Raw genomic sequence first — 22,112 nt, 5'->3', positions numbered from 1 at the left:
TCGCGCTCACCGCACCCGCCTTTCGTTCGCGACTGCGGGGCTCGCAAGCTCACTCCTCGCGCTCACCGCACCCGCCTTTCGTTCGCGACTGCGAGGCTCGCAAGCTCACTCCTCGCGCTCACCGGCCACCCACCCTTGGCGCCGTCGCCAACCTGGCCACGTCCCGCAGCACCTGGTCCAGGCTGCCGGCGCCGGCCCAACGCACCACCGGTACGCCGTGCTCGCGGAGCTGCCCGATCATGATGTCGCGATCCAGCCGCCACAACCGGTACGCCACCTCGGCCCACCCCCGGTCCTTCGGCGACGCCAGATCGGTCGGCAACGTGTCGACCGCCACCACGAACCGCCCGCCGCGGGCCAGCCGGGCGAGCATCTGCGCCGACCGTTCGTCCAGCAACGGGGTGAGCACCACCACCAACGCGTCCGACGAGAGCAACTGCGGGCCGAAGACCTGGTCGTACGGCTCGTGCGCGGACGCGTGCACCCGGACGTCGAGCAGCCACTCCAGGACGGTCAGGTACTGCCGCCGCCCGGCGGCCGGCCGGAGCCGGCGGGCGGCCGGCCCGTACTCCAGCAGGGAGACCCGGTCGCCACGGTGCAGGTAGTGCTCGGCGATCGCGGCGGTGGCCCGGACGGTGGTGTCCAGCACCGAGGCGGCACCGGCCACCCCACCGGAGCGGCCCGCCTCGGCGAGCACGTCGAGCAGCACCACCACCTCGGCGTCCCGGTCGGAGAGGGTGGCGGCCACGTGCAGCTGCCGGGCCCGCAACGAGACCCGCCAGTCGATCCGGCGCAGCCGGTCGCCGGGCGCGAAGATCCGTACGCCGGCCAACTCGCCGCCCTCCCCGGGCCGCCGGCTGTGGTGCGCCCCGACCAGTCCGGCCGCGCGGGGCATCGCCTCCACCGCCTCGAACGGCTCGGTACGCGGGTACACCCGCACCAGGACCGGCTCGGTGATCACCGCTCGGGAGACCAGCAGGCCACCGGCCGTGGCGACCCGGGCACCGGCCGGGCCGATCGGGTGCCGGCCCCAGCGCAGGGCCTTACCGGCCAACTCCAGGTCCACGGCGGCGCCGATCGGCACCGAGGTCACGAACGGCCGGTCCGCGACGGAACGTCCCCTGCCGTTGGCCGCGGCCGTCGCCCCGGTCTCCGCGGTGGCGCTCGGCGGCACGTCGACGGCCTCGTCGCGGGTGAAGCCGGCCCGGTCGATCCGCAGCCACGGTGACACGCGGGACCGCATCACCACCAGGTCGTAGTCGACCGTGTCCGGATTGCCGACGCTCACCGCCGCCGTGACGTCACCGCCCTCGACCAGCGGCCCGCCGTCACCCTGGGCGATCCACACCTGCGGCAGCGCCGTGGGGCGTTTACGCAGCGCGTACGCGGTGCCCAACGCGAACGGGGTGGCGAGCACGATCAGGTCCACCCGGCCCAGCAGCACACCGGCCACCAGCAGCAGGCCGGCGAGCAGCACCGCGCGGCCGAGCGCCGGGGTGGGTGCCCAGCCGGCAGCCGGTTCCGCCTCGGTGGCCGTCGGCACGGTCGGTCCGGTCATCAGTGCCGGGGCCCGCCGGCGGCGTAGCTGGGCAGCGCCCCACTGGCCGGGGCGGGGGTCGCCTCCAGCACCTCGCCCACCACGAACGCCGGATCGACCCGGCGCAACCACATCTCCGGGCGCAGGGTGATCCGGTGGGCCAGGGCGGGCGCCGCCACCGCCTTGACGTCCTCCGGCACGACGTAGTCACGTCCGCCGAACACCGCGCGGACCCGGGCCAGCAGCAGCAGCGCCAGCGAACCGCGGGGTGAGGCGCCGACCAGCACCGACGGGTGCTCCCGGGTGGCCGCGGTGAGCGAAACGATGTAGCGGCCGATGGAGTCCTCCACCACCACGTCCTCCAGGGCGGCCTGCATGGCCCGCAGCGTCGCCGCGTCGACCACCGCCTTGATGTCCGCCTCCTCGCGGCGGCGGCTCATCCGACGGCGCAGCACCTCCCACTCCTCCTCGTGCTGCGGGTAACCGAAGGAGACCCGCAGCAGGAACCGGTCCAGCTGCGCCTCGGGCAGCGGATAGGTGCCCTCGTACTCGATGGGGTTGGCGGTGGCCAGCACGTGGAACGGCTCGTCGAGTTTGTAGGTCACCCCTTCCACCGACACCTGCTTCTCCTGCATTGCCTCCAGCAGCGCGGACTGGGTCTTCGGCGGCGTCCGGTTGATCTCGTCGGCGAGGAGCAGGTTGGTGAAGACCGGGCCGGCCCGGAAGGTGAAGTCACCGTTGCGCTGGTCGTAGAGGAACGAGCCGGTGACGTCGGCGGGCAGCAGGTCGGGGGTGAACTGCAACCGCCGGAAATCCAACCCGAGGGCCTGGGCGAACGAACGGGCGGTGAGCGTCTTGCCGAGCCCCGGCAGGTCTTCCAGGAGCACGTGCCCGCCCGCGAGGATGCCGGCGAGGACCAACTCCAACGCGTCCCGCTTGCCGACCACGACGGTGCCGACCGCGTCCAGGACCGCCCGAGCCAGGTGCCCGACCTCGGCGGGGGCAATGCTCCGGTCCACGTCGTTCATCAAATCTGCTCCAGTTCGGCGACGATCACCGCGAGGTCGCGCGGCGACGGGGTGCGGCGAGGCGGGGTCTCCAGGAAGGTCCACAGGCGTTCACCCAGCAGGACGCGGGCGCGGGCCGGATCCGACTCACGGGTGACGCCGTGTTTCAGACGCATCCGCTCGTCGGCCAGCTCGCCGAGCCGGGGCAGGACCGTGCCGGTGAACCGTTCGGGGCGGCTCGATGACCAGTCCAGGGGCCATTCCCAGCGGTTGATCGCGCTGCGCAACGCGTCCCGGGCGCCCCAGTTGTAGCTGCCGTCCTCCTCGCCCGTGCCGACCCGGCCACCGCCGGGCGGCGGAGGTGGCGGCGCGAGCAGGGCGGTGACCCGGCGCACCGCCAGCACGGCGAGCACCCCGGCGATCAGTACCGGCAGCGAGACCTGGAGGCCCACCGCGCGGAGACCGACGAGCAGGACCGCGACCAGCGCGGCGGCCCACGCGAGCGAGCGCAGCACCGGGCCCCACCGGGAGGGGCGCGCCTGCGGACCGGTCGGCGCCGCCTCCTCCTCGAACGCGAGCAGGTCGTCGATGCTGGTGCTGCTCATGAGGGCACCGCCTCGGTGAGCTCTCCGCGTAGCCGGCCGAGCGCGGCGCGGGCCTGGTCCCGGGTGCGTTCGCCGACCGGGTGGGTGGCGTACCGGGCCTCCCGGTAGACGTGCGCGAACTCGGCCAGCACGTCGGTGCTGACGATCGCCGGCACCCCGGACGCCGGGTCACCCTGCAACAACCGGCTGACCAGGTCGGTGGGGGTGTCCCCGGCGAGTCTCGGCACACCGGCCGCGGCGGCGGTCTCCTCCAGGCGCACCCAGCAGGCGATCACCGCCACCCGGGGGTCGGTGTCCCGGTCGTCGAGTTCGACCAGGCCGGCGTCGAGGGCGGCGACCACCTCGCGGGCGGTGCCCTCGGCGGTACGACGGGCCCGCTGGGCCGGCAGCGCCCGGGTGGTCCGGCGCAGCGCACCCCGGACCAGCACCCAGCAGAGATATCCGAGCGCGGCGAGAATGGCCAGCCCGAGCAGGACCATCGCCACCGTGGCGACCCACTGCGGGATGTGCGCCTGGGTGGCCTCGCCGGCGTCACGTGGCTCGATCGGGATGGACGGCGACGGATCGGCGGTCGGGTACTCGGGAACCCAGGGAACGTTGTCGGCGGCCGGTGGGATCCGACTGGCCCCGATCGACGAATGGGCGGACGCCAGCGCGGCACCGGCGAGCAGGGCGGCGACCGCGCCGACCGGCCACCACCGACGGAGCAGGCCGAGCACCGGGCGCAGCACACCCGGCTCGGCGGACGGTACCGGCGTGGGCGGGCGTGTTCCGTCTGTCATCGCCACCACCCCACGCGTCGTCTCAGTCCACTCCGGCCAGCTGTTTAGCCTGGCCGAAGACGTCGTCCAACATCCCTGGTGTCAACCGCCCGGTGAAGGTGTTCTGCTGACTGACGTGGTAGCAGCCGAGCAGGTCCGGAGCGTCCGTGCCGGACCAGTGTGCCCCATGACCGAACGCCGGTCGCGGGCTGGGCGGGCGCTGCCCGTACACCGCGCGGAGCACCGGCCACCACGCCGCCCACGCGAACGCGCCCAGCGCGACCACGACGCGCAGGGTGGGCCGGATCAGCGCGACCTCGCGGTGCAGCCAGGGTGCGCAGGTGTCCCGTTCCGCCGGGGTCGGCTTGTTGTCCGGAGGCGCACACCGGACGGCCGAGAAGATCCGCAGGTCCCGCAGGGTGAGCCCGTCGTCGGCCGCGACACTGGTCGGCTGGTTGGCCAGCCCGGCCCGGTGCAGCGCGGCGAACAGCACGTCACCCGACCGGTCACCGGTGAAGATCCGGCCGGTGCGGTTGCCGCCGTGGGCGGCGGGGGCCAGCCCGAGGATGGCGATCCGCGCGTCGCCGGTGCCGAAGCCGGGCACCGGCCGACCCCAGTACTCCTGGTCGCGGAAGGCGGCCCGGCGGGTGCGGGCGACCTCCTCCCGCCACCGGACCAGTCGCGGGCAGGCGAAACAGTCGCTCACCGCCGCGTCGAGGTCGGCCAGCTCGGTCGCCCGCGCTGCGCGGGCGACCACCTGCTCGGGGGTACGCGTCTCAGCCAAGCTTGGCCCGGAAGAGTTCCAGGGTACGGGCCCAGGCGCTGGCGGCGGCCCGCTGGTCGAACGCCTCCGGACGGTCGTCGTTGAAGAAGGCGTGCGACGTGCCCGGGTAGTCGTAGAGGTGGCAGTCGCCGCCGGCTTCCTCGATGGCCCGAAGAGCGGTCTGTACGCCCGCGTTGGCCGAGGTGCCGTCCTCTTCGGAGCAGTGGATGACCGCCGTCTTGCCGGCGTAGTCCGCCCACTCGGGGCGCATCGGCTCCCAGGGCAGCACCGGATAGAAGCCGGCGGTGGCGACGATCCGCTCGGAGATGGTGGCCGACCAGAGAGCCAGGCTGCCACCGGCGCAGAAGCCCACGGCGCCGACCTTACCGGTCACCTCGGGCCGACCGGCGAGATGATCGGCCGCTCCGGCGATTTCCTTCGCCGCCTCGTCCATCCGCATCGTCAACAGCATCCGCTGCGCCTCGTCCGGCTCGCTGGTCGTCTCACCGTGAAAGAAGTCCGGGGCGAGGGCGACGAAACCGGCCTCGGCGAACCGGTCCGCCACCGACCGGATGTGGGGGACCAGGCCCCACCATTCCTGGATGACGATGACTGCGGGGCTGGCCGTGCCGCTGGCGGGTATCGCGAGATACCCCTCGCTCGTGCCCCCGTTGCTGCGGTAGCTCACCATTTCGCCCATGGCCCGTCCTCCTAGCGGTCAGTCATCGTTGGCTGGTCGCCCAGTGGTCCTACGTGCCGGTAGCCTGCCACGCCACGCGGCCGTCGGGAAGACGCCGGAACAGTGGCATTCACCTCCTGTTCGCCCCCTGGTGACTCCGGGTACGCCGACGGCGGCGGGTTCGCTCCCGCCGCCGTCGTCGTCGTTCTACCGCTACGGTCAGACCTTCTTGGTCAGGCAGAGCACGTAGCCCGTCTTGCCCGGCTTGATGCTGGAGAAGATGTACCCCTCCTCGCCCTCCTTGAAGAACTGGGTGCAGGTGGTGTCGGCCTTGGCCTGGGCCTCGCTCTGGCCGTCCATCCGACCGACCACGTTGTACGCCGCGTCGGCGGAGGTGCACGCGACGACCTTGGCCCCGTCGACCTCCTCCTGCTCGGTGCCGGTGACCTCGGGCAGCTCGGCGATGCAGTCGCCGGTCTTGGCGGCGGCGGTCTCGTCCTTGTTGAAGTAGTTGCCGATCGCCGAGGCGACGCCGAACTTCAGGCCGGCGACGACGACGACGGCGAGGATCGCACCGATGATGCCGAGGGCCTTCTTCGCACCGGACTTGTCCGCCTTCGGCTCGGCCGGCTGCTGCTCGGCCGGCTGCTGAGTCCCGCCGGCTGACTGCTGCTGCGCGGGAGGCTGCGGCGCGGCCGCTTGTGGCGTCTCGACGGCCGGCTCGGGGGTTGCGGCGTCGGGCGCGGGGGGCGGTGCGACCTGCTCTGACACGAAGGTTCCTTCCGAGGGGTTGATGAGCAGACGACACCGTAACGATCATTGATCTACGGTGCCGTCCCGCTCCCCTCGTCCGTTCAGCTATTTCCCAGCTTCCTCCGCATGATCCAGTTCACACTCCGGATCAGCGCGTGGGAGTGGGGATCGGCGTGCCGCTCGGCGTCGTGGTCGGGCCCGCCGAGGGCTCGCCGGGCGTCGGCGTACCGGTCGACTCCGGCGTCGGCGTACCGGTCGGCTCCGGCGTCGGCGTACCGGTCGCGGCCGGTGCCGACCGTGGGGCCGCGCCCGGGCCTCGGGGGCCGAAGGGCGCCCGGCCCACGCAGTACGGGTACGGCCGCAGCAGCGGGTTGCCGTACTCGTCGAGGCGGCCGTCGCAGTCGGGGTAGCCGAGCCGGATCGGATTGCCGTTCTGGTCGAAGAGCCGGGCGTTCTCCACCAGCCGGCCTTCGCTGTCGTAGACGAAGACGTCCTGCACCTGGTCGTAGGGGCCGTTGATCGAGGTCGGATCGATGCCATAGTCGCCGTAGCGCATCCGGTCCTCCGCCTGGATCAGCGCGGCGAACGCGAAGACCACCAGCACCACGCTCCCGACCTGCACGGCGGAGCGCGGCCAGCGGGTCAACCGCCCGGAGCTGCGGCCGATCCAGATGGAGGCGAGCACGAAGCCGACCAGCATGATCATGCCGGCGAGCAGTTCGCCGCCGAACCTGGGCAGCAGCCCGAAACTCCCGCCGGTGGTGATCACCGTGACCAGCATCGCCGCCAGGTAGCCCCGGAGCACCCACCAGCCGGGGCGCAGCAGCTGGAGGAAGTCGCTGGCCGTCGCGTACCCCAGGGGTGGGCCGAGACGGGTGTCCCAGGCGCGCAGCCGGGCGCGGACCCGGGCCATCGTGCTCGCGACCCGCTGGTCGAGATTGCGCCCCCCGCCCGGCGCGGCACCGGCCGCGGCGCGCAGCTCGGCGGCGTACGTCTCGGGCTCGCCCAGCCGCTCGACGAGGGTGCCCTCGGACTCGGCGGCGACCTCGGCGAGGTGGTCGGCCAGGTCCTCGGTCAGCTCGTCGCGTTGGGTGGGCGGCAGGTCGGCCAGAGCGGCCCGGACCCGCGTCACGTAGTCGGTGATCTCCTGCCCCGTGATGGTCACGCCGCCATCCCCCGATCGTCGAGCAGACTGTCCATGGTGGTGGCGAACGAGCGCCAGAGCTTGCCGGAGCGGGTGAGTTGGTCACGCCCCGCGGCATTGAGTGAGTAGTACTTCCGGTGCGGCCCGGATTCGCTCGGCACGACGTAGGTGGTGAGCAGGCCGGCGGCGAAGAGGCGGCGCAGCGTCCCGTAGACGGAGGCGTCGCCGACCTCCTCCAGGCCGGCCTCGCGAAGCCGGCGCAGGATGTCGTAACCGTAACCGTCCTCCTCCCGGAGCACGGCCAGGACGGCCAGATCGAGCACGCCCTTCAGCAACTGTGTGGTGTCCACGCTTTGCACACTAGTGCGCAATGCGCAGTAGCGTCAACGAAACGGCCCGACACGCCGAGCCGAGCCGGCGGGCGGAAGGTTGATCGACTCGGTTTTCAGGAAGTCGGGGCATCCGAGGCACCCGGACACCGCGATTTCAATGAAGGCGAGTTGATTTAGCCCGCCGGCCCGCTAGCGCGCGGTGGTTGGCTGGATGCTCCAGGCGATGCCGTCGAGGATGTCGTGCTCCGAGGCGACCACCGACGGCATCCCGGCCCGTTCCATGATCACGCGGAGCACCAGCGCGCCCGCGCCGATCACGTCGGCCCGGCCCGGGTGCATCACCGGATTCGCCAACCGCTGCTCCCGGGTCTGGCCCAGCAGGTCCGCCGTCACCTGGGCGACCTGCCCGTACGACACGCGCGCGTGGTGGATGCGCTCCGGGTCGTACTCCCGCAGGCCCTGAGCGAGAGCGACCACGGTGGTGACCGACCCGGCCAGGCCGACCAGGGTGGCCGCCTCGCGGCCGGGCACCGCGGCGAGCGCCCGGTCCACCACGGCCGCGATGTCGGCCTGCGCCGCCGCGACCTGCTCGGACGTCGGCGGATCGCCGGGCAGGTGCCGCTCGGTCATCCGGACGCAGCCGATGTCCACCGAGATCGCCGCCCGCACCCCGGCGGCCCGGTCACCGACCACGAACTCGGTGGACCCGCCACCGATGTCGACGACCAGGAACGGCTCCTTCGCGTCGGCCGGCAGCCCGCGCACCGCGCCGGTGAACGACAGCCGGGCCTCCTCGTCGCCGCTGACCACCTCGGGCGCGACCCCGAGCGTGGCCCGCACCATCTCGGTGAAGTCGGCGGCGTTGACGGCATCCCGGGAAGCCGAGGTCGCGCACATCCGCACCCGCTGCGCGCCCAGCTTCTCGATGTCGGCGGCGTACGACGCCAACGCCACCCGGGTCCGCTCGATCGCCTCCGGCGCGAGTCGGCCGGTGCGGTCCACGCCCTGCCCGAGTCGGACGATCTCCATCCGCCGGGTCAGGTCGACCAGCGGCGCCTGCGGCCCGGCCGACGCCTCGGGCAGGTCGGCGACCAGCAGTCGGATCGAATTGGTCCCGCAGTCGATGGCCGCCACACGCGTCGTCACGGCAGCAACCTTACGGCAGGACCGGCGGCCACCCGGCGGCTTGGCCGGGCACGGGCGGCGGCCCGCCCGGGTCGCCCGCCGGGCCCCGCAACAACTCCGCCCCGAGCCCGGTCAGGTGATGTCGGACGGACCCGCCCTCCCGCTCGCTGGCCACCAGGCCGGCGGTCCGCAGCGCGCGGGCGTGCTCGGAGGCCGAGGCGAGACTGATCCCCACGGCCCGGGACAAGACGGTGGTGCTCAGGCCGCCGTCGGCCGCCAGTCGGCGCAGCACCAGCGCCCGGGTGGTGCCGAGTAGCCGGCCGAGGGAGTCGTCGTCGGCCCGGGCCCCCGGCATGAGCACCGGATAGACGAGCATGATCGGTTGCCCCTCCTCGACCAGCACCCGGGGGCGCGGCCCGGCCAACGGGGAGGGCAACAGGATGATCCCGTGGCCGGTGCCGGGAAGATCCCCGTCCCACCACGTCCGTACCTCCAGCACCGGCTCCCGCCACCGGATCGCCGGGTGCAGACCCGCGAAGAGGCCGTCCAAGCCGTGCTGCGCCAGCCGCTGACTGGCACACGTCACCTGCTGGCGGTACGCGGACGTCAGCTCGGCCCAGTGCGGTTCGAGCACCACGTCGAACCAGGTCCGCACCGCCCCGCCGAACAGGTCCAGCACCTCCGGTTCGGCCGCCGCGAACCGCCGCCGCAGCGGGCTGGGGGTCGTGTCCGCGTACGCCTCGGTGACCTCGGCGCGGACCCGCCGAGCCGGGGTGGCCCGGATCGCCTCCAGGCCGGCCTGCACCGACTCCAGGCCGTCGAAGGGGGTGACGAAATCCGGCAGACGCCCCCGGTCGGGCAGCAGGTGCCGCAGGATCGCGGTGGCGGCCCGGGCGGCAGCCGTAGCCTCGGCCGCGGCCGCCTGCCCGGCCAGCGTCGGCGCCATCGCCGCGACGGTGGGATCGCGCAGCCACTGACCGGCCAGCAGCGCGATCCCGACCGGGTGCAGCCGGTCGGCGAAACGCACCCGGCACAGGTCGGCCGACCCGAGCTGGAGGCGAAGCATGGCACCAGCCTGCCCGCCTTCGGCCAGGACCGAAAGGGTTGATCGGCGGGCAGTCGATCTCCAAAGTGGACGACGGGTCGACGGGGGGGTGGCCGACGTGCGGCGAACAGTGGTGGTGTTGACGGGGCTCTGCCTCATCGTCGTGGCCGTGGCCTGTGGTGAGCGGCGGCAACCCTCGTCGGCCCCGTCGGCCGTACCGTCCGCGTCGAGCGAACGCCCGGCGGCCGGTGACCACCGGCTCACCCTGAAGCACGACGGGCTGGACCGCACCTATCTGCTGCACGCCCCACCCGGGTACGACCCGAACCGGTCGTCCGCCCTGGTCATCGCGCTGCACTTCTACCCCGCCGCCGGCCCCTCGATGCAGGAACTGGCGGGCCTGGACGACAAGGCCGACAGGGACAACGTGCTGGTCGCCTACCCGGACGGGCAGGGCGGCGGGTTCAACGCGCTGATCTGCTGCGGCAGTCAGGACGACGTCGGCTTCCTCAACGCCCTCACCGATCACCTGGTGCGGACCTGGCGTGCCGACCCGAACCGGGTGTTCCTCACCGGCATCTCGAACGGCGGCGACATGAGCTTCCGGATGGCGGTGGAGGGCGCCGGCCGGTACGCCGCGATCGGCGTGGTCAGCGGCGGCTACAGCGGTTCCCGGACCACGTCGGAGAGCTACCTGCCGAAGAACCCGGTCTCCGTGATCACCTTCATCGGCGGCCAGGACCGGTACGCCTCGACGTTCCAGGCCGGCATGCGCACCTGGCAGCAGCGGCTCAACTGCCGGCCCGGTCCGAGGGCGTCCGGGGTGGCCGGGGTGACCAGGACGCTGGCCAGCTGCGCCGACGGCAGCGAGGTCAGCGTCTACACCATCGACGAGATGGGCCACAGCTGGCCGGGGGCGAAGTCCGGTCAACTCGCCGCGCCCGCCGCGGGTGTGACCGCCACCGACCTGATGTGGGAGTTCTTCGCCGCCCACCCCCGCCGAGCCTGATCACAGGCGCAGCAGCATCCGGGTGTTGCCCAGTGTGTTCGGCTTGACCCGCTCCAGGTCCAGGAACTCCGCGACACCCTCGTCGTACGAGCGCAGCAACTGCTCGTACACCGGCTGGGGCACCGGAGCGCCGTCGATCTCCTGGAAGCCGAACGAGCCGAAGAACCCGGTCTCGAAGGTGAGCACGAAGATCCGCGCCACGCCCAACTCCCGGGCCGCGTCGATCAGCTCACCGACCAGCCGGTGGCCGATCCGGTGGCCCCGGCAGGACGGGTCCACGGCCACCGTGCGGATCTCGGCCAGGTCCTCCCACATGACGTGCAACGCGCCGCAACCCACCACGGTGTCGTCCTCGGCCCGGACGGCGACCCGGAACTCCTGCACGTCCTCGAAGAGGGTGACGGTGGCCTTGCTCAACAGCCGCCGGTCGTTGGTGTACGTGTCGACCAGCCGCCGGATGCCCCGCACGTCCGCGGTGCGGGCCCGGCGTACCAGGATCTGGCTCTCGGGTGCCGAAGGCCCGGTCGGTGCGCTCATTCGCTCGCCGGCACGTTCACGCACGGCCCGGCCGACCACCAGGGCTCGACCAGCTCCAACGTCTCGTCGCCGAACGGGTTGACCCCGGGGCCGGCACCGAGCGCATGCCCCAGATGCACGTGCAGGCACTTGACCCGGCCCGGCATCCCGCCGGCCGAGACGCCGGCGATTTCCGGGACCTCGCCGATCGCCTCCCGACGGGCCAGGTAGTCCTCGTGCGCCGCACGGTAGTGGGCCGCCAACTCGGGATCGGTCGTCAGCCGGTCCGCCATCTCCTTCATCAGCCCCGCCGACTCCAGTCGGCTGCACGCCGCGGTGGCCCGGGGGCAGGTCAGGTAATACAGCGTCGGGAAGGGGGTGCCATCGGCGAGGCGGGGGGTCGTCTCCACCACGTCCGGAAGGCCGCACGGGCAACGGTGGGCGACCGCCCGGGTGCCGCGGGGCGTCCGGCCGAGCTGCGCGGAAACCGCCGCCAGATCGGCCTCGGTGGCCGGCTCCCGCTGCGGCAGGGGAACGGAATCCGCCGCCGGCTCCGACGGTGGTACGACAGTCACGGTGCCCATCTCTCCTGGTGCGCTGGTGGTGGGTGGATCACTTGCCCGGCTGCTGGCTGTCCGCCGCCTGCACGCTCGACCAGAGCGTGTCGTACCAGGTCACCGGCCCGGCCGGGGCGGCCGAGCCGGCCGACTTCCCGGCGTCGCGGGCGGCGCCCTCCGGGTCGTGCAGCACCACCATCATCTTCTCGCCCGGCCGGCCCATGAAGAACCGCTCCCGAGCCTGCGTCTTGATGTACGCCGGGTCCTTCCAGTTGGCGGCCTCGGCGGTGAGCTTGGCGATCTCCGCCTCCTGCGCCGCCTGGGCGGCCTCCATCCGCTCGATGTCGGCCTGCTGGTCCAGGTAGACCCGGACCGGGTAGGTGTAGGCCAGCGCGAGCGCGATCAGGACCGCGAACAGCACGGTGGCCCGACCGGTGAAGCGACGGGGGTGGGGTGCGGCGAGCCGCTTGACGGCACCACCGGCGGCGGTACGCCGAGCGGCGGCCGGACGACTCGCGGAGCGCACACCCTCGGCGCCCCGGGCAGCACCCGGCGCCCGAGCGGCGGCACGCGGCTCGGCGCGTACGCCGGTCTCCCGAACCGATCCCCGGGTGGCGCGTCCGCCGCCCGGCCGACCGGACTGACCCGGCCGGCGGGCGGGACGCTGACCACCCGGTGTGCGGCGCTGCTGCATCGTCACACCCCTCCCCCGAGGCTTCGCGCGTCTCAGGACGAACGGTAGCGCGGGAACGCGCCAGCGCCGGCGTAGCGCGCCGCGTCGGCCAGCTCCTCCTCGATCCGGAGCAGCTGGTTGTACTTGGCGACACGGTCCGAGCGGGCCGGCGCGCCGGTCTTGATCTGGCCGCAGCCGGTGGCCACCGCCAGGTCGGCGATGGTGGTGTCCTCGGTCTCGCCGGAGCGGTGGCTCATCATGCACTTGAAGCCGGCCCGGTGGGCCAGGTCCACCGCGTCCAGGGTCTCGGTCAGCGAGCCGATCTGGTTGACCTTCACGAGGACCGCGTTCGCCGCCTTCTCCGCGATGCCCCGGGCGATGCGCTGCGGGTTGGTCACGAACAGGTCGTCACCGACGATCTGCACCCGGTCGCCGATCGAGGCGGTCAGCGTCTGCCAGCCGCTCCAGTCGTCCTCGGCCAGCGGGTCCTCGATCGACACGATCGGGTACTCGTCGGCCAGCTTGGTGTAGTAGGTGCTCATCTCCTCGGCGGACTTCGCGGCGCCCTCGAAGGTGTAGGAGCCGTTGTCGAAGAACTCCGTGGCCGCCACGTCGAGCGCGAACACGATGTCGGTCCCGAGCCGGTAACCGGCCTTCTCGACCGCCTCGGCGATCAGGTCCAGGGCCGCCGCGTTCGTCGGCAGGTTCGGCGCGAAGCCGCCCTCGTCGCCGAGCCCGGTGGAGAGGCCCTTCTTCTTCAGCACCGACTTGAGCGCGTGGTAGACCTCCGCGCCCGAGCGCAGCGCCTCGCGGAAGGTGGGCGCGCCGATCGGCGCGATCATGAATTCCTGGATGTCGACGTTCGAGTCGGCGTGCGCGCCACCGTTGAGAATGTTCATCATCGGCACCGGCAGGAGATGCGCGTTCGGGCCGCCCAGGTAGCGGAAGAGGCTCAGCTCGGCGCTGCCGGCAGCGGCCTTCGCCACCGCCAGGGAGACCCCGAGGATGGCGTTCGCGCCCAGCTCCGACTTGGTGTCGGTGCCGTCGATGTCGAGCATCTTCTGGTCGATCAGCCGCTGCTCGCTGGCCTCGTACCCGATGATCTGGTCGACGATCTTGTCTTCGACGTTGGAGACCGCCTTCTCCACGCCCTTGCCCTGGTAGCGGTCGGCGTCACCGTCGCGCAGCTCGATCGCCTCGAAGGCGCCGGTGGAGGCGCCGGAGGGCACGGCGGCGCGGGCTACCGTGCCGTCGTCCAGGCCGACCTCGACCTCGACCGTGGGGTTGCCCCGCGAGTCGAGAATCTCCCGGGCGACGATTCCCTCGATGGTTGCCACTAAGTCGCTCCTCGTTGTTGTGATCCGGTCCGTGGGTGGGCCGCGACGGTGCGGCTGAGGCAGGTGTTGAACGCAGCGTATCGGGCGGCGCGAACGGACACGGCGTCGCCCGCGCACCCGAGTCGCCCCGCGCTGACGGACATTCCCGGATTTCCGGGCGTCAACCGGCAACGGGTTTGCGCTGCGCGGACCAGATCCACCAGGCTGGTCGCCATGCCCGCCGCCTCGACCACCCTCCGCATGCTCGCCGTGTCGGTCATCGCGTCGCTCACGGTCACCGGCTGTCAGACATTCGAGGACGCCGGAGTCGCCATGGGTCGCTCGGAACTGGTCAACGACCTCGCCGCCCGACTCGATCGAGCACTCGAGTTGACCTACTCGGCCGACTACCAGTTGCCCGGCGGCCAGAGCGCCGCGATCGTGCAGGCACAGGACCCGGCCCGCTCCGCGTACACCTACCCGGGCGGGCGACTCACCGTCACCCCGGAGGCCATCACCAGGTGCACGACGACCGGTGCCCGCCCGGAGTGCACGCTGATCGCCCCGCCCACCCCGGGCAGCAAGCCCACCGTGACGCTGTTCGGCGAGGCCAACCAGCAGGGCCTCGTCACCCCGCCGGTGGTGGTCGGGCTGCTCACCGCCGCCGCGCTCGACCCGCAGGCGGTCATCAAGCAGAGTGACACCACCGTCGCCGGGCACCACGCCGCCTGCGTCGAGGTGGAGAGTTCGTCCGGCGACTTCACCGCCTGCGTGACCACCGAGGGCGTGCTCGGCAGCTTCACCGGGCCGGTCGACGGCAAGCCGGTGGAGCTGGCGCTGAACAACTACTCCGCGACGGTCGACGAGGCCGCCTTCGACCCGCCCGCCGGCGCCGGCGTCGTCGACCGCCGCCCCGGCGGCTCGTGACCGGCCGGTGACCGCCGCGCGGCGCTGAACCGCGCCGCCCGGCGTTGGCTCAGAGGCCGAGCAGGGTGCGCAGGTGGCGCGGGGGCGGGCAGTCGTGGGCGAGCATCGCGTCGTGCCAGTCGCGCACCGACACCCCGTCCGGGCGGGCGGCGGCGATCTCGGCCATTTCGCTGTAACCGACGAAGTAGGTGGAGAGCTGGGTGGAGGTGAGCTGCGCGCGCCGCCACTTGCCGGCCGCCTCACCCTCCTCCTGGAAACCGCGCCCGGTCATCAACGCCATCGCCTCGGCCTCGGGCAGGTCCTCGGCGTGCACCAGCTGGTCGAGCAGGGCGTTGATGGTCATCCGGAGTTGCATCTTGAGCTGCTGCAACCGCACCGGCAGACCGCCGAAGCCGAGCCCGGTCATCAACTCCTCGGCATACACGGCCCAGCCCTCGATGAACGGGCCGGACTCGGCCAGCGCACGGACCCGGGTGCCACCGACGTAGCGGCGGGCGTGGGCGAGCTGGAGGAAGTGCCCCGGCATCGCCTCATGCACCGTCAGGTTGCGGATCATGTGGTCGTTATACTCGCGGTAGAACGACTCGACCCGCTGCGCCGGCCAGTCCGACGGGGTGGGCGCGATGCAGTAGAACGTCGGCACGACGGCGGTCTCCAGCGGGCCCGGCGCGTCGCAGTACGCCACCGCGACGCCCCTGGCGAACTCCGGCATCTCCTGGATCACGCACCGGTCGTCGACCAGGGTGACCAGGTCGTGCGCCCGGACGAAGTCGGTCGCCTCGTCCAGGGTCACCCCGGCCAACTCGACGATCGTCGCGTCGTTCGGGTGCTCGGCGGCGAGCAGGTCGAGCGCCCGACGGACGGCCACGTCGTCGGCCGGACCGCCGACCAGCTCGACGGCGGCCTCGCGGATCTCCGCGGTGACCCGGTCCAGGTTGGCCCAGGCGCGACGCTGGATCTCGGCGGCGCCCAGCTCGGTGTCGAGGGTGTGCCAGAGCCGGGCCTCCCAGCGGCGCCGACCCAGTCGCGGGTCCCGTCCGGGGCCGGCGTCGGCGGCGAGACCGACACGCAACCAGGCGACGAACTCCTCAAGCGCGGCGATCGCGGCGGTGGCCGCCGGCTCGACCCGGTCGAGCTGGCTCGGCGCCTGGGCGAGCAGCGCCGGCAGCTCGTCGCGGATCAACGCGGCCGTGCCGGTGAACTGCCCGACCGCCGTCTCGGCGTGGATCCGCGGCATGTCCCGCAGCGTCGCGCGGGCGGTGGCGAGGGCATCCGGTACGGCGGCGAGCCGCCCGGCCAGTTGGGTCAGCCGCACCTCGGCAGGGGCGTACGGGCGGGCCAGCAGCGGGTGCAGCAGCGGCCCGGGGTTGTGCCGCAGCGGATCCCACTCGTGCGACCGGATCTCGGTCAGCTCGAACAGCTCCCGATCCACGAATGAGGTGAGCAGCGCGTGGTCGACCTGCTCGTCCAGGTCGAGCGAGTCCGGGTCCAGTTCGGACAGCGCGTTGGCCGCGTCGGAGAGCATCGCCCGGTCCGCGGCCAAGCCGTCGGCGGACAGGTCCGGCAGTCGGTCGTCGAACCGGTGATCCCCGGCAGCGGTGGCGACCCCCGGTCGCGACTCCAACAGCGCTTCGACAACCCGCTCGGCCAGCACCCCAAACGCTTCCACCCGGCCCACCCTACCGACCGTGCCCGACACCGCCGCCGGTTCCGCCCGCCGGTCCGGCCGGTCCCACCCGTTTGGTCGATCATGAAGTTGGTGCCGTCCGCCTCGGCGTGTCGAGGCATCAACTTCATGATCAACGCGGGTTGGCGGGGTCCGGTGCGGGGTTGGGCTCGGCTTGGCGGATGGCTTCGGCGTAGGCGAGGGTGGTGCGGCGGAGAGCCGCCTCGGGGTCTATGCCCGCCTCGCGGGCCGCGGCGACAGTTGTCAGCAGGCTGGCGCCGAGTCTGGCCTCGGGGTCCACCTGGGTGTCGGCCAGCGGGGGTGGGACCTCGATGCCCCTGCGGGCGGCACGGCCCAGGATCTGCGCGGCCAGGGCCAGTGCGGGCTGACTCAGGGCCACACCGTCCAGCACCGAGTGCCGCGCCTTCTCCGCGCGCTTGATCCGCTCCCAGTTCTCGGTGATCTCCTCGAGTGTGCCCGCCTGCGCGCCGGCGAAAACATGCGGATTACGCCGGATCATCTTGTCGACAAGCCCACCGGCCACGTCGTCGATGGTCCACCGCTCATCCTCGGGAAGCTCCTCGGCGAGCCGGGCGTGCAGCACCACCTGCAGGAGAACGTCGCCCAACTCCTCGCGCAGCGCGTCGGTGTCGTCGGCGCTGATCGCGTCGTACGCCTCGTAGCTCTCCTCCAGCAGGTAACCGGCGAGGCTACGGTGCGTCTGCGCCCGCTTCCACGGGTCGCCACCCGGCGAGGCCAGCCGATCCAGCACCGCCACCGCATCGAGCAGCCGGGCACCCGGCGGATCCCACGAGCCGTACATCAGCTCCAGCTCGGCCAACCCCGGCTGCCGGGCCAGCCGCAGACCCAACTCCCGGGCCAGCGCCTCGTCGCCCGCCGGGCCGGCCAGCCACACCACCGTGCCGTGCGCCGCCACCGCGTCCAGCAACGGCTGCGTCGCCGGGCCGTCCACGACCGCGACCTCGGCGCCCGCCTGACGCACCGCAGTGACCAACTCGCTGTCCGCGCCGGTCAGCACCGGGTGCTGGCGTACGACGTCCCAGGCCGCGGCGGTCAACAGGCCGGCGGGCAACCGTGGTGAGGTGACCAGGAGGACGATCCGTGCGGTCATGCTCAGCTGGCCGTGCCCTCAGCCTTCGGCGGCGCGGTCGACCCCTCCGGGGTGGAGATGTCGGTGACCGCGTCGGAGGCCGGCTCGCCCAGCGGCACACTCACCGCGGGTGCGTCGTCAGCGAAGCTGAGCAGCGGGAACTCCAGGGGACGGTAGCGAGGGCTGACGGTGACGTCGTAACGATCGACCGCCTCGCCCAGGAGCCTCTTGGTCGCCAGCGCACCCTGCAACTGCTCGCCGTTGAGCTGACCGGCGGCCTCCTCATCGGTCACCTGGGGCTGGATCTTGCCGGCCGCACGCCCGGCGGCGATCACGTCGGCCATCTCCTGCTCGGTCGGTTCGACCGGCTCACCCGGCAGCCCGGACAGGCAGGTGAAGAACTTCGCCACCTCGCGCACGTACCCGGTCTCCGGGCTGAGACCGAGCTGCTGGGCGGCCTGGTCGGCCGTCACCTGGCCGCGCGGCTGATAGTTCTTCTCGGCGGAGAGCTGCTCGCACACCTTGGTCAGCACCATCGCCCGGACCACGTCGGCCGCCTCGGGCAGGGTCGGTTGCTGCGCCCCCGGCTGACCACCGGCGGAGGGCTCCTCGCTCGGCGTCGGGTTCTTGGTCCGCAGGTCCTTCATCACGTCGGCGACCTGAAGGTCGGTGATGCGCTGGTCACCGACGTAAGCGGCGATACCAGGCTCAGCACGGCAACCGGAGAGGGCGACGAGGCCGAGCGCCACAGTGGCGACGGCGGCAAGACGGCGAGCACGCATAGCCGTCACTCTCTCACGCCGTCACCCGAGGTTGTGACGCCCCCCACCACCGCCATCCCGGCGACCAGGGCCGGCGCCGACTCGGCACCGGCCCCGGTCGAGGGGACACCACCGGCTCAGGCGGTCGCACCCGCGACGGCGAGCGGGGCGGGGGCACCCAGCACATCGGAGAGCAACTGCGCGCACCACTGGAGCAACGCCTGGTCGCGCAGCGGCTCGCCACCGATCCGACGGGTGGTCGGTCGGGGCACGCTGACCTGGTCGGTGGCCTGCTTGTAGACGGCATCCGGGTGGTAGCGCTTGAGCCGCAACTGCTTCGAGTCCGGAAGGGGCAGCGGACCGAACCGTACGTGCTTGCCCTGCATGGACACGTCGGTCAAACCGTAGCGGCGGGCCAGCAGGCGGAACCGGGCCACCTCCACCAGGTTCTGCACCGGGGCCGGCGGCTCGCCGTACCGGTCGGTCATCTCGGCGATCACCTCGCCCAGCCGCTCCTCGTCGCGCGCCTCGGCGAGCTTGCGGTACATCTCCAGGCGCAGCCGCTCCACGCTGACATAGTCGTGGGGCAGGTGCGCGTCGACCGGCAGATCGATCTTGACGTCGGTCTCCTCCTCCGGCCGCTCACCCTTGAACGCGGAGACCGCCTCGCCGACCATCCGCACGTACAGGTCGAAGCCGACGCCCTCGATGTGCCCGGACTGCTCGCCGCCGAGCAGGTTGCCGGCACCCCGGATCTCCAGGTCCTTCATCGCCACGTACATGCCGGCGCCCAACTCGGTGTGCTGGGCGATGGTCGCCAACCGCTCGTGGGCGTGCTCGGTGAGCGGCTTCTCCGGCGGGTAGAGGAAGTAGGCGTACGCCCGCTCCCGACCCCGGCCGACCCGACCACGGATCTGGTGCAGCTGGGCCAGACCGAGCAGGTCGGCCCGCTCCACGATCAGGGTGTTGGCGTTCGGGATGTCGATGCCCGACTCGACGATCGTGGTGCAGACCAGGACGTCGAACTCCTTCTCCCAGAAGCCGACCATGACCTTCTCCAGGGCGTCCTCGCCCATCTGGCCGTGCGCCACCGCGACCCGCGCCTCGGGCACCAACTCCCGCAGCCGCCGCGCGGCCCGGTCGATCGACTCGACCCGGTTGTGCAGGTAGAAGACCTGCCCGTCGCGGAGCAACTCACGGTGGATGGACGCGGCCACCTGCCGGTCGTCCTGCGCGCCGACGAAGGTGAGCACCGGGTGCCGCTCCTCCGGCGGAGTGGCGATGGTGGACATCTCCCGGATGCCGGTGATGGCCATCTCCAGGGTCCGCGGGATCGGGGTGGCCGACATGCTGAGCACGTCGACCGAGGCGCGCAGCGTCTTCAGGTGCTCCTTGTGCTCGACCCCGAAGCGCTGCTCCTCGTCGACGATCACCAGACCCAACTGCTTGAAACGGGTCGCCGTCTGCAACAGGCGGTGGGTGCCGATGACGATGTCGACGGTGCCGTCGGCGACCATCTCCAGCGTCCGCTCGGTCTCCTTCGCGGTCTGGAATCGCGACAGCTGCCGGATCTGGACCGGGAACTGGCTCATCCGCTCGGCGAACGTGTTGTAGTGCTGCTGCACCAGCAGGGTGGTCGGCACCAGCACCGCCACCTGCTTACCGTCCTGGACCGCCTTGAAGGCCGCCCGGACCGCGATCTCGGTCTTGCCGTAGCCGACGTCACCGCAGATCAACCGATCCATCGGGACGGTCTGCTCCATGTCCCGCTTGACCTCGTCGATCGCGGCGAGCTGGTCCGGAGTCTCCTGCCAGGGGAAGGCGTCCTCCAGCTCGCGCTGCCACGGCGTGTCCGGGCCGAACGAGTGCCCCTTGGACGCCTTGCGGGCCGCGTAGAGCTGGATGAGCTGCGCGGCGATCTCCCGGACCGCCTTGCGGGCCCGCGCCTTGGACTTCTGCCAGTCCGAGCCGCCCATCTTGTGCAGGGTGGGCTGCTCGCCACCCACGTAGCGGGAGAGCTGGTCGAGCTGGTCGGTCGGCACGAACAGCCGGTCGCCGGGCTGGCCCCGCTTGCTGGCCGCGTACTCGATGACCAGGTATTCCCGGCTGGCGCCGTTGACGGTGCGCTGCACCAGCTCGACGTAGCGGCCGATGCCGTGCTGCTCGTGCACCACGTGGTCGCCGGCCCTCAACTCCAGCGGGTCGATGGTGTTGCGACGGCGACTCGGCATCTTGCGCATGTCCCGCGTCGAGGTGCCCCGACCGCCGGTCACGTCATTGCCGGTAAGCAGCACGAAGCGCGACGCCTCGTCGACGAACCCGCTGCTCAGCGCACCACAGGTGACCACCAACTCGCCGGGGACGGGTGCCGTCGGCACCTCCTCGGTCAGCCGGGCACCCAGCCCGGCGTCGCGCAGCACCTCCACCGCCCGCTGGGCGGGGCCGTGCCCCTCGAACACCAACGCGATCGACCAGCCCTCGCCGGCCCAGCGCTTGAGGTCCTCGACCACCCGTGCGGTCTCCCCGTGATAGAGCGGCGCCGGCTGCGCGGACAGGGTCACCGCGATGGCGTCGTCCGGGGTGACGACGGCCTGCTCCGGCGCGTCCTCCCAGGGCTGCCGCGCCTCGACCGTCTCCGCTTCCACCAGCCCGAACGGGGACAGCGTCCACCAGGGCTGGCGGAGCTGGGCCGCGACCGCGCGTACCTCACCGAGGGTGCGGAACGCGGCGGCGCCGACGTCCACCGGAGCCTGCCCGCCGACCGCGGCGGCGGCCCAGCTGGCCTGCAAGAACTCCTCCGAGGTACGCACCAGGTCGTGCGCCCGGGTGCGAATGCGCTCCGGATCGCAGAGCAACACGTGGGTGCCGGCCGGCATGGCGTCCAGCAGCAGCTCCAACGAGTCGGGGCCGACCAGCACCGGGGCCAGCGACTCCATCCCCTCGACCGGGATGCCCTCGGCCAGTTTGTCCAGGATCTCGGCCAGCTCGGGGTGCTGCTCGGCGAGCGCGGCGGCCCGGTCGCGGACCGACGGGGTGAGCAGCAACTCCCGACACGGCGGCGCCCAGAGCAGCGGCACCTGCTCGATGGTCCGCTGGTCGGCGACGGCGAAGGTGCGGATCTCCTCCACCTCGTCGCCCCAGAACTCGACCCGGGACGGGTGCTCGTCGGTGGGCGGGAAGACATCCAGGATGCCGCCGCGCACCGCGAACTCGCCGCGCTTGGTGACCAGGTCGACCCGGGCGTACGCCATGTCGACCAGACGGTGGGCGACCTCCTCCAGGTCCGCCTCCTCGCCCGCGGCGAGCTGCACCGGCTCCAGGTCACCGAGGCCCTTGAGCTGCGGCTGGAGCAGCGAACGGACCGGGGCCACCACCACCCGCAACGGACCGGTGCCGCCGTGCGCGTCGGTCGCCTCCGGGTGCGCCAACCGGCGCAGCACGGCCAGCCGTCGACCCACCGTGTCCGAGCGTGGGGACAGCCGCTCGTGCGGCAGCGTCTCCCAGGAAGGGAAGACCACCACCTGGTCAGCGGGCAGCAACCCGCCGAGCGCGGCGGCCAGGTCATCGGCCTCGCGGGTGGTGGCGGTCACCGCCAGCACCGGGCGCCCGGCTCCGTCGTTGTCCGCGGCCACCGCCGCGACGGCGAACGGGCGCAGCGCCGCCGGAGCGGTGATGTCGAGGCCGTCGACCTGGGCGGCACCGGAGCGCGCCAGGTCACGCGCCCGCGCCAGCCCGGGGTCGGCCAGGGCGGCGGTGAACAGACCGGTGAGCAAGGGAATCCTTCCAGGGAGTCGACGCACACGACGGCGGCCCCTCGTCCAACCG

Annotated in this window: 21 protein-coding genes; 2 read left to right on the top strand and 19 right to left on the bottom strand. The window is 72.4% G+C overall.

All coding sequences use genetic code 11. The features are described 5' to 3' along the window. Positions 1-118: 118 nt before the first annotated feature. The 11 genes from AB0J33_RS05115 to AB0J33_RS05065 all read right to left on the bottom strand — a co-directional run bounded on the left by AB0J33_RS05115 (position 119) and on the right by AB0J33_RS05065 (position 9,772). Positions 119-1,558, bottom strand: a complete 1,440-nt coding sequence (locus tag AB0J33_RS05115; protein ID WP_363609950.1) for a DUF58 domain-containing protein — start codon at positions 1,556-1,558, stop codon at positions 119-121. Then, positions 1,558-2,565 (bottom strand): MoxR family ATPase, encoded by a 1,008-nt coding sequence (locus AB0J33_RS05110; protein ID WP_363609948.1) that lies wholly within the window; start codon positions 2,563-2,565, stop codon positions 1,558-1,560. Before AB0J33_RS05110 ends, AB0J33_RS05115 begins: the two co-directional genes overlap by 1 nt. Continuing rightward, positions 2,565-3,149, bottom strand: a complete 585-nt coding sequence (locus tag AB0J33_RS05105) for a hypothetical protein (RefSeq protein ID WP_363609946.1) — start codon at positions 3,147-3,149, stop codon at positions 2,565-2,567. The genes AB0J33_RS05110 and AB0J33_RS05105 overlap by 1 nt, the downstream gene beginning before the upstream one ends. Then, positions 3,146-3,931 (bottom strand): DUF4129 domain-containing protein, encoded by a 786-nt coding sequence (locus tag AB0J33_RS05100; protein ID WP_363609944.1) that lies wholly within the window; start codon positions 3,929-3,931, stop codon positions 3,146-3,148. The genes AB0J33_RS05105 and AB0J33_RS05100 overlap by 4 nt, the downstream gene beginning before the upstream one ends. 22 nt (positions 3,932-3,953) lie before the next feature. Continuing rightward, complete coding sequence (locus AB0J33_RS05095; RefSeq protein ID WP_363610250.1) at positions 3,954-4,667, bottom strand: uracil-DNA glycosylase; 714 nt, start codon at positions 4,665-4,667, stop codon at positions 3,954-3,956. A 19-nt stretch (positions 4,668-4,686) separates the two neighbouring features. Beyond that, positions 4,687-5,373 carry a dienelactone hydrolase family protein gene (locus AB0J33_RS05090; RefSeq protein ID WP_363609942.1) on the bottom strand — a complete coding sequence of 229 codons (687 nt, stop codon included), beginning with the start codon at positions 5,371-5,373 and terminating at the stop codon, positions 4,687-4,689. 198 nt (positions 5,374-5,571) lie between these two features. Next, positions 5,572-6,123 (bottom strand): hypothetical protein, encoded by a 552-nt coding sequence (locus AB0J33_RS05085; protein WP_363609940.1) that lies wholly within the window; start codon positions 6,121-6,123, stop codon positions 5,572-5,574. A 130-nt stretch (positions 6,124-6,253) separates the two neighbouring features. After that, entirely contained in the window at positions 6,254-7,270 is a 1,017-nt protein-coding gene (locus AB0J33_RS05080) for a hypothetical protein (protein WP_363609938.1), read from the bottom strand. Next, the gene (locus tag AB0J33_RS05075) at positions 7,267-7,599 is read right to left on the bottom strand and encodes a PadR family transcriptional regulator (RefSeq protein WP_074316865.1); all 333 of its coding nucleotides are present in this window, start codon (positions 7,597-7,599) and stop codon (positions 7,267-7,269) included. The genes AB0J33_RS05080 and AB0J33_RS05075 overlap by 4 nt, the downstream gene beginning before the upstream one ends. 171 nt (positions 7,600-7,770) lie before the next feature. After that, the gene (locus tag AB0J33_RS05070; protein ID WP_363610248.1) at positions 7,771-8,715 is read right to left on the bottom strand and encodes a Ppx/GppA phosphatase family protein; all 945 of its coding nucleotides are present in this window, start codon (positions 8,713-8,715) and stop codon (positions 7,771-7,773) included. 22 nt (positions 8,716-8,737) lie between these two features. After that, positions 8,738-9,772 (bottom strand): helix-turn-helix transcriptional regulator, encoded by a 1,035-nt coding sequence (locus AB0J33_RS05065; protein WP_363609936.1) that lies wholly within the window; start codon positions 9,770-9,772, stop codon positions 8,738-8,740. 97 nt (positions 9,773-9,869) lie between these two features. Between AB0J33_RS05065 and AB0J33_RS05060 the strand changes: the two genes are divergently transcribed. After that, positions 9,870-10,760, top strand: coding sequence for a PHB depolymerase family esterase (locus AB0J33_RS05060; protein WP_363609934.1), 891 nt, complete (start codon positions 9,870-9,872; stop codon positions 10,758-10,760). Here the strand turns inward: AB0J33_RS05060 and AB0J33_RS05055 are convergent, their stop codons facing one another. The 4 genes from AB0J33_RS05055 to eno are packed head-to-tail and all read right to left on the bottom strand — an operon-like array spanning position 10,761 to position 13,843. Next, complete coding sequence (locus AB0J33_RS05055; protein ID WP_363609932.1) at positions 10,761-11,297, bottom strand: amino-acid N-acetyltransferase; 537 nt, start codon at positions 11,295-11,297, stop codon at positions 10,761-10,763. Then, positions 11,294-11,851, bottom strand: a complete 558-nt coding sequence (locus AB0J33_RS05050) for a DUF501 domain-containing protein (RefSeq protein ID WP_363609930.1) — start codon at positions 11,849-11,851, stop codon at positions 11,294-11,296. Before AB0J33_RS05050 ends, AB0J33_RS05055 begins: the two co-directional genes overlap by 4 nt. A gap of 37 nt (positions 11,852-11,888) precedes the next feature. Next, positions 11,889-12,527 (bottom strand): septum formation initiator family protein, encoded by a 639-nt coding sequence (locus tag AB0J33_RS05045; RefSeq protein WP_363609928.1) that lies wholly within the window; start codon positions 12,525-12,527, stop codon positions 11,889-11,891. A gap of 32 nt (positions 12,528-12,559) precedes the next feature. Next, on the bottom strand, positions 12,560-13,843 hold the full coding sequence (eno, locus tag AB0J33_RS05040; RefSeq protein ID WP_363609926.1) for a phosphopyruvate hydratase: 1,284 nt from the start codon (positions 13,841-13,843) through the stop codon (positions 12,560-12,562). Between the two features lie 213 nt (positions 13,844-14,056). Here eno and AB0J33_RS05035 point away from each other — a divergent pair, with 213 nt between their 5' ends. Then, positions 14,057-14,749 carry a hypothetical protein gene (locus AB0J33_RS05035; protein WP_363609924.1) on the top strand — a complete coding sequence of 231 codons (693 nt, stop codon included), beginning with the start codon at positions 14,057-14,059 and terminating at the stop codon, positions 14,747-14,749. Between the two features lie 49 nt (positions 14,750-14,798). On the opposite strand, the gene AB0J33_RS05030 is transcribed toward AB0J33_RS05035, so the two are convergent. The 4 genes from AB0J33_RS05030 to mfd form a co-directional block, all read right to left on the bottom strand. Next, entirely contained in the window at positions 14,799-16,418 is a 1,620-nt protein-coding gene (locus AB0J33_RS05030) for a DUF885 domain-containing protein (RefSeq protein ID WP_363609922.1), read from the bottom strand. Between the two features lie 130 nt (positions 16,419-16,548). Further along, entirely contained in the window at positions 16,549-17,547 is a 999-nt protein-coding gene (locus AB0J33_RS05025) for a nucleoside triphosphate pyrophosphohydrolase (RefSeq protein ID WP_363609920.1), read from the bottom strand. Between the two features lie 2 nt (positions 17,548-17,549). Next, positions 17,550-18,308, bottom strand: a complete 759-nt coding sequence (locus AB0J33_RS05020) for a hypothetical protein (RefSeq protein WP_363609918.1) — start codon at positions 18,306-18,308, stop codon at positions 17,550-17,552. A gap of 116 nt (positions 18,309-18,424) precedes the next feature. Next, the gene (mfd, locus tag AB0J33_RS05015; protein WP_363609916.1) at positions 18,425-22,060 is read right to left on the bottom strand and encodes a transcription-repair coupling factor; all 3,636 of its coding nucleotides are present in this window, start codon (positions 22,058-22,060) and stop codon (positions 18,425-18,427) included. Positions 22,061-22,112: the final 52 nt, after the last annotated feature.

The sequence above is a fragment of the Micromonospora sp. NPDC049645 genome (genome assembly GCF_040675155.1).
Taxonomy (GTDB): domain Bacteria; phylum Actinomycetota; class Actinomycetes; order Mycobacteriales; family Micromonosporaceae; genus Micromonospora.
This window is presented reverse-complemented; position numbering and strand designations above follow the sequence as displayed.

What these genes read in the sequence shown, in the direction of transcription:
- AB0J33_RS05115 (WP_363609950.1), bottom strand. Translation starts at nt 1,558, where the DNA reads ATGACCGGACCGACCGTGCCGACGGCCACCGAGGCGGAACCGGCTGCC.
- AB0J33_RS05110 (WP_363609948.1), bottom strand. Translation starts at nt 2,565, where the DNA reads ATGAACGACGTGGACCGGAGCATTGCCCCCGCCGAGGTCGGGCACCTG.
- AB0J33_RS05105 (WP_363609946.1), bottom strand. Translation starts at nt 3,149, where the DNA reads ATGAGCAGCACCAGCATCGACGACCTGCTCGCGTTCGAGGAGGAGGCG.
- AB0J33_RS05100 (WP_363609944.1), bottom strand. Translation starts at nt 3,931, where the DNA reads ATGACAGACGGAACACGCCCGCCCACGCCGGTACCGTCCGCCGAGCCG.
- AB0J33_RS05090 (WP_363609942.1), bottom strand. Translation starts at nt 5,373, where the DNA reads ATGGGCGAAATGGTGAGCTACCGCAGCAACGGGGGCACGAGCGAGGGG.
- AB0J33_RS05065 (WP_363609936.1), bottom strand. Translation starts at nt 9,772, where the DNA reads ATGCTTCGCCTCCAGCTCGGGTCGGCCGACCTGTGCCGGGTGCGTTTC.
- AB0J33_RS05055 (WP_363609932.1), bottom strand. Translation starts at nt 11,297, where the DNA reads ATGAGCGCACCGACCGGGCCTTCGGCACCCGAGAGCCAGATCCTGGTA.
- AB0J33_RS05045 (WP_363609928.1), bottom strand. Translation starts at nt 12,527, where the DNA reads ATGCAGCAGCGCCGCACACCGGGTGGTCAGCGTCCCGCCCGCCGGCCG.
- AB0J33_RS05035 (WP_363609924.1), top strand. Translation starts at nt 14,057, where the DNA reads ATGCCCGCCGCCTCGACCACCCTCCGCATGCTCGCCGTGTCGGTCATC.
- AB0J33_RS05025 (WP_363609920.1), bottom strand. Translation starts at nt 17,547, where the DNA reads ATGACCGCACGGATCGTCCTCCTGGTCACCTCACCACGGTTGCCCGCC.
- AB0J33_RS05020 (WP_363609918.1), bottom strand. Translation starts at nt 18,308, where the DNA reads ATGCGTGCTCGCCGTCTTGCCGCCGTCGCCACTGTGGCGCTCGGCCTC.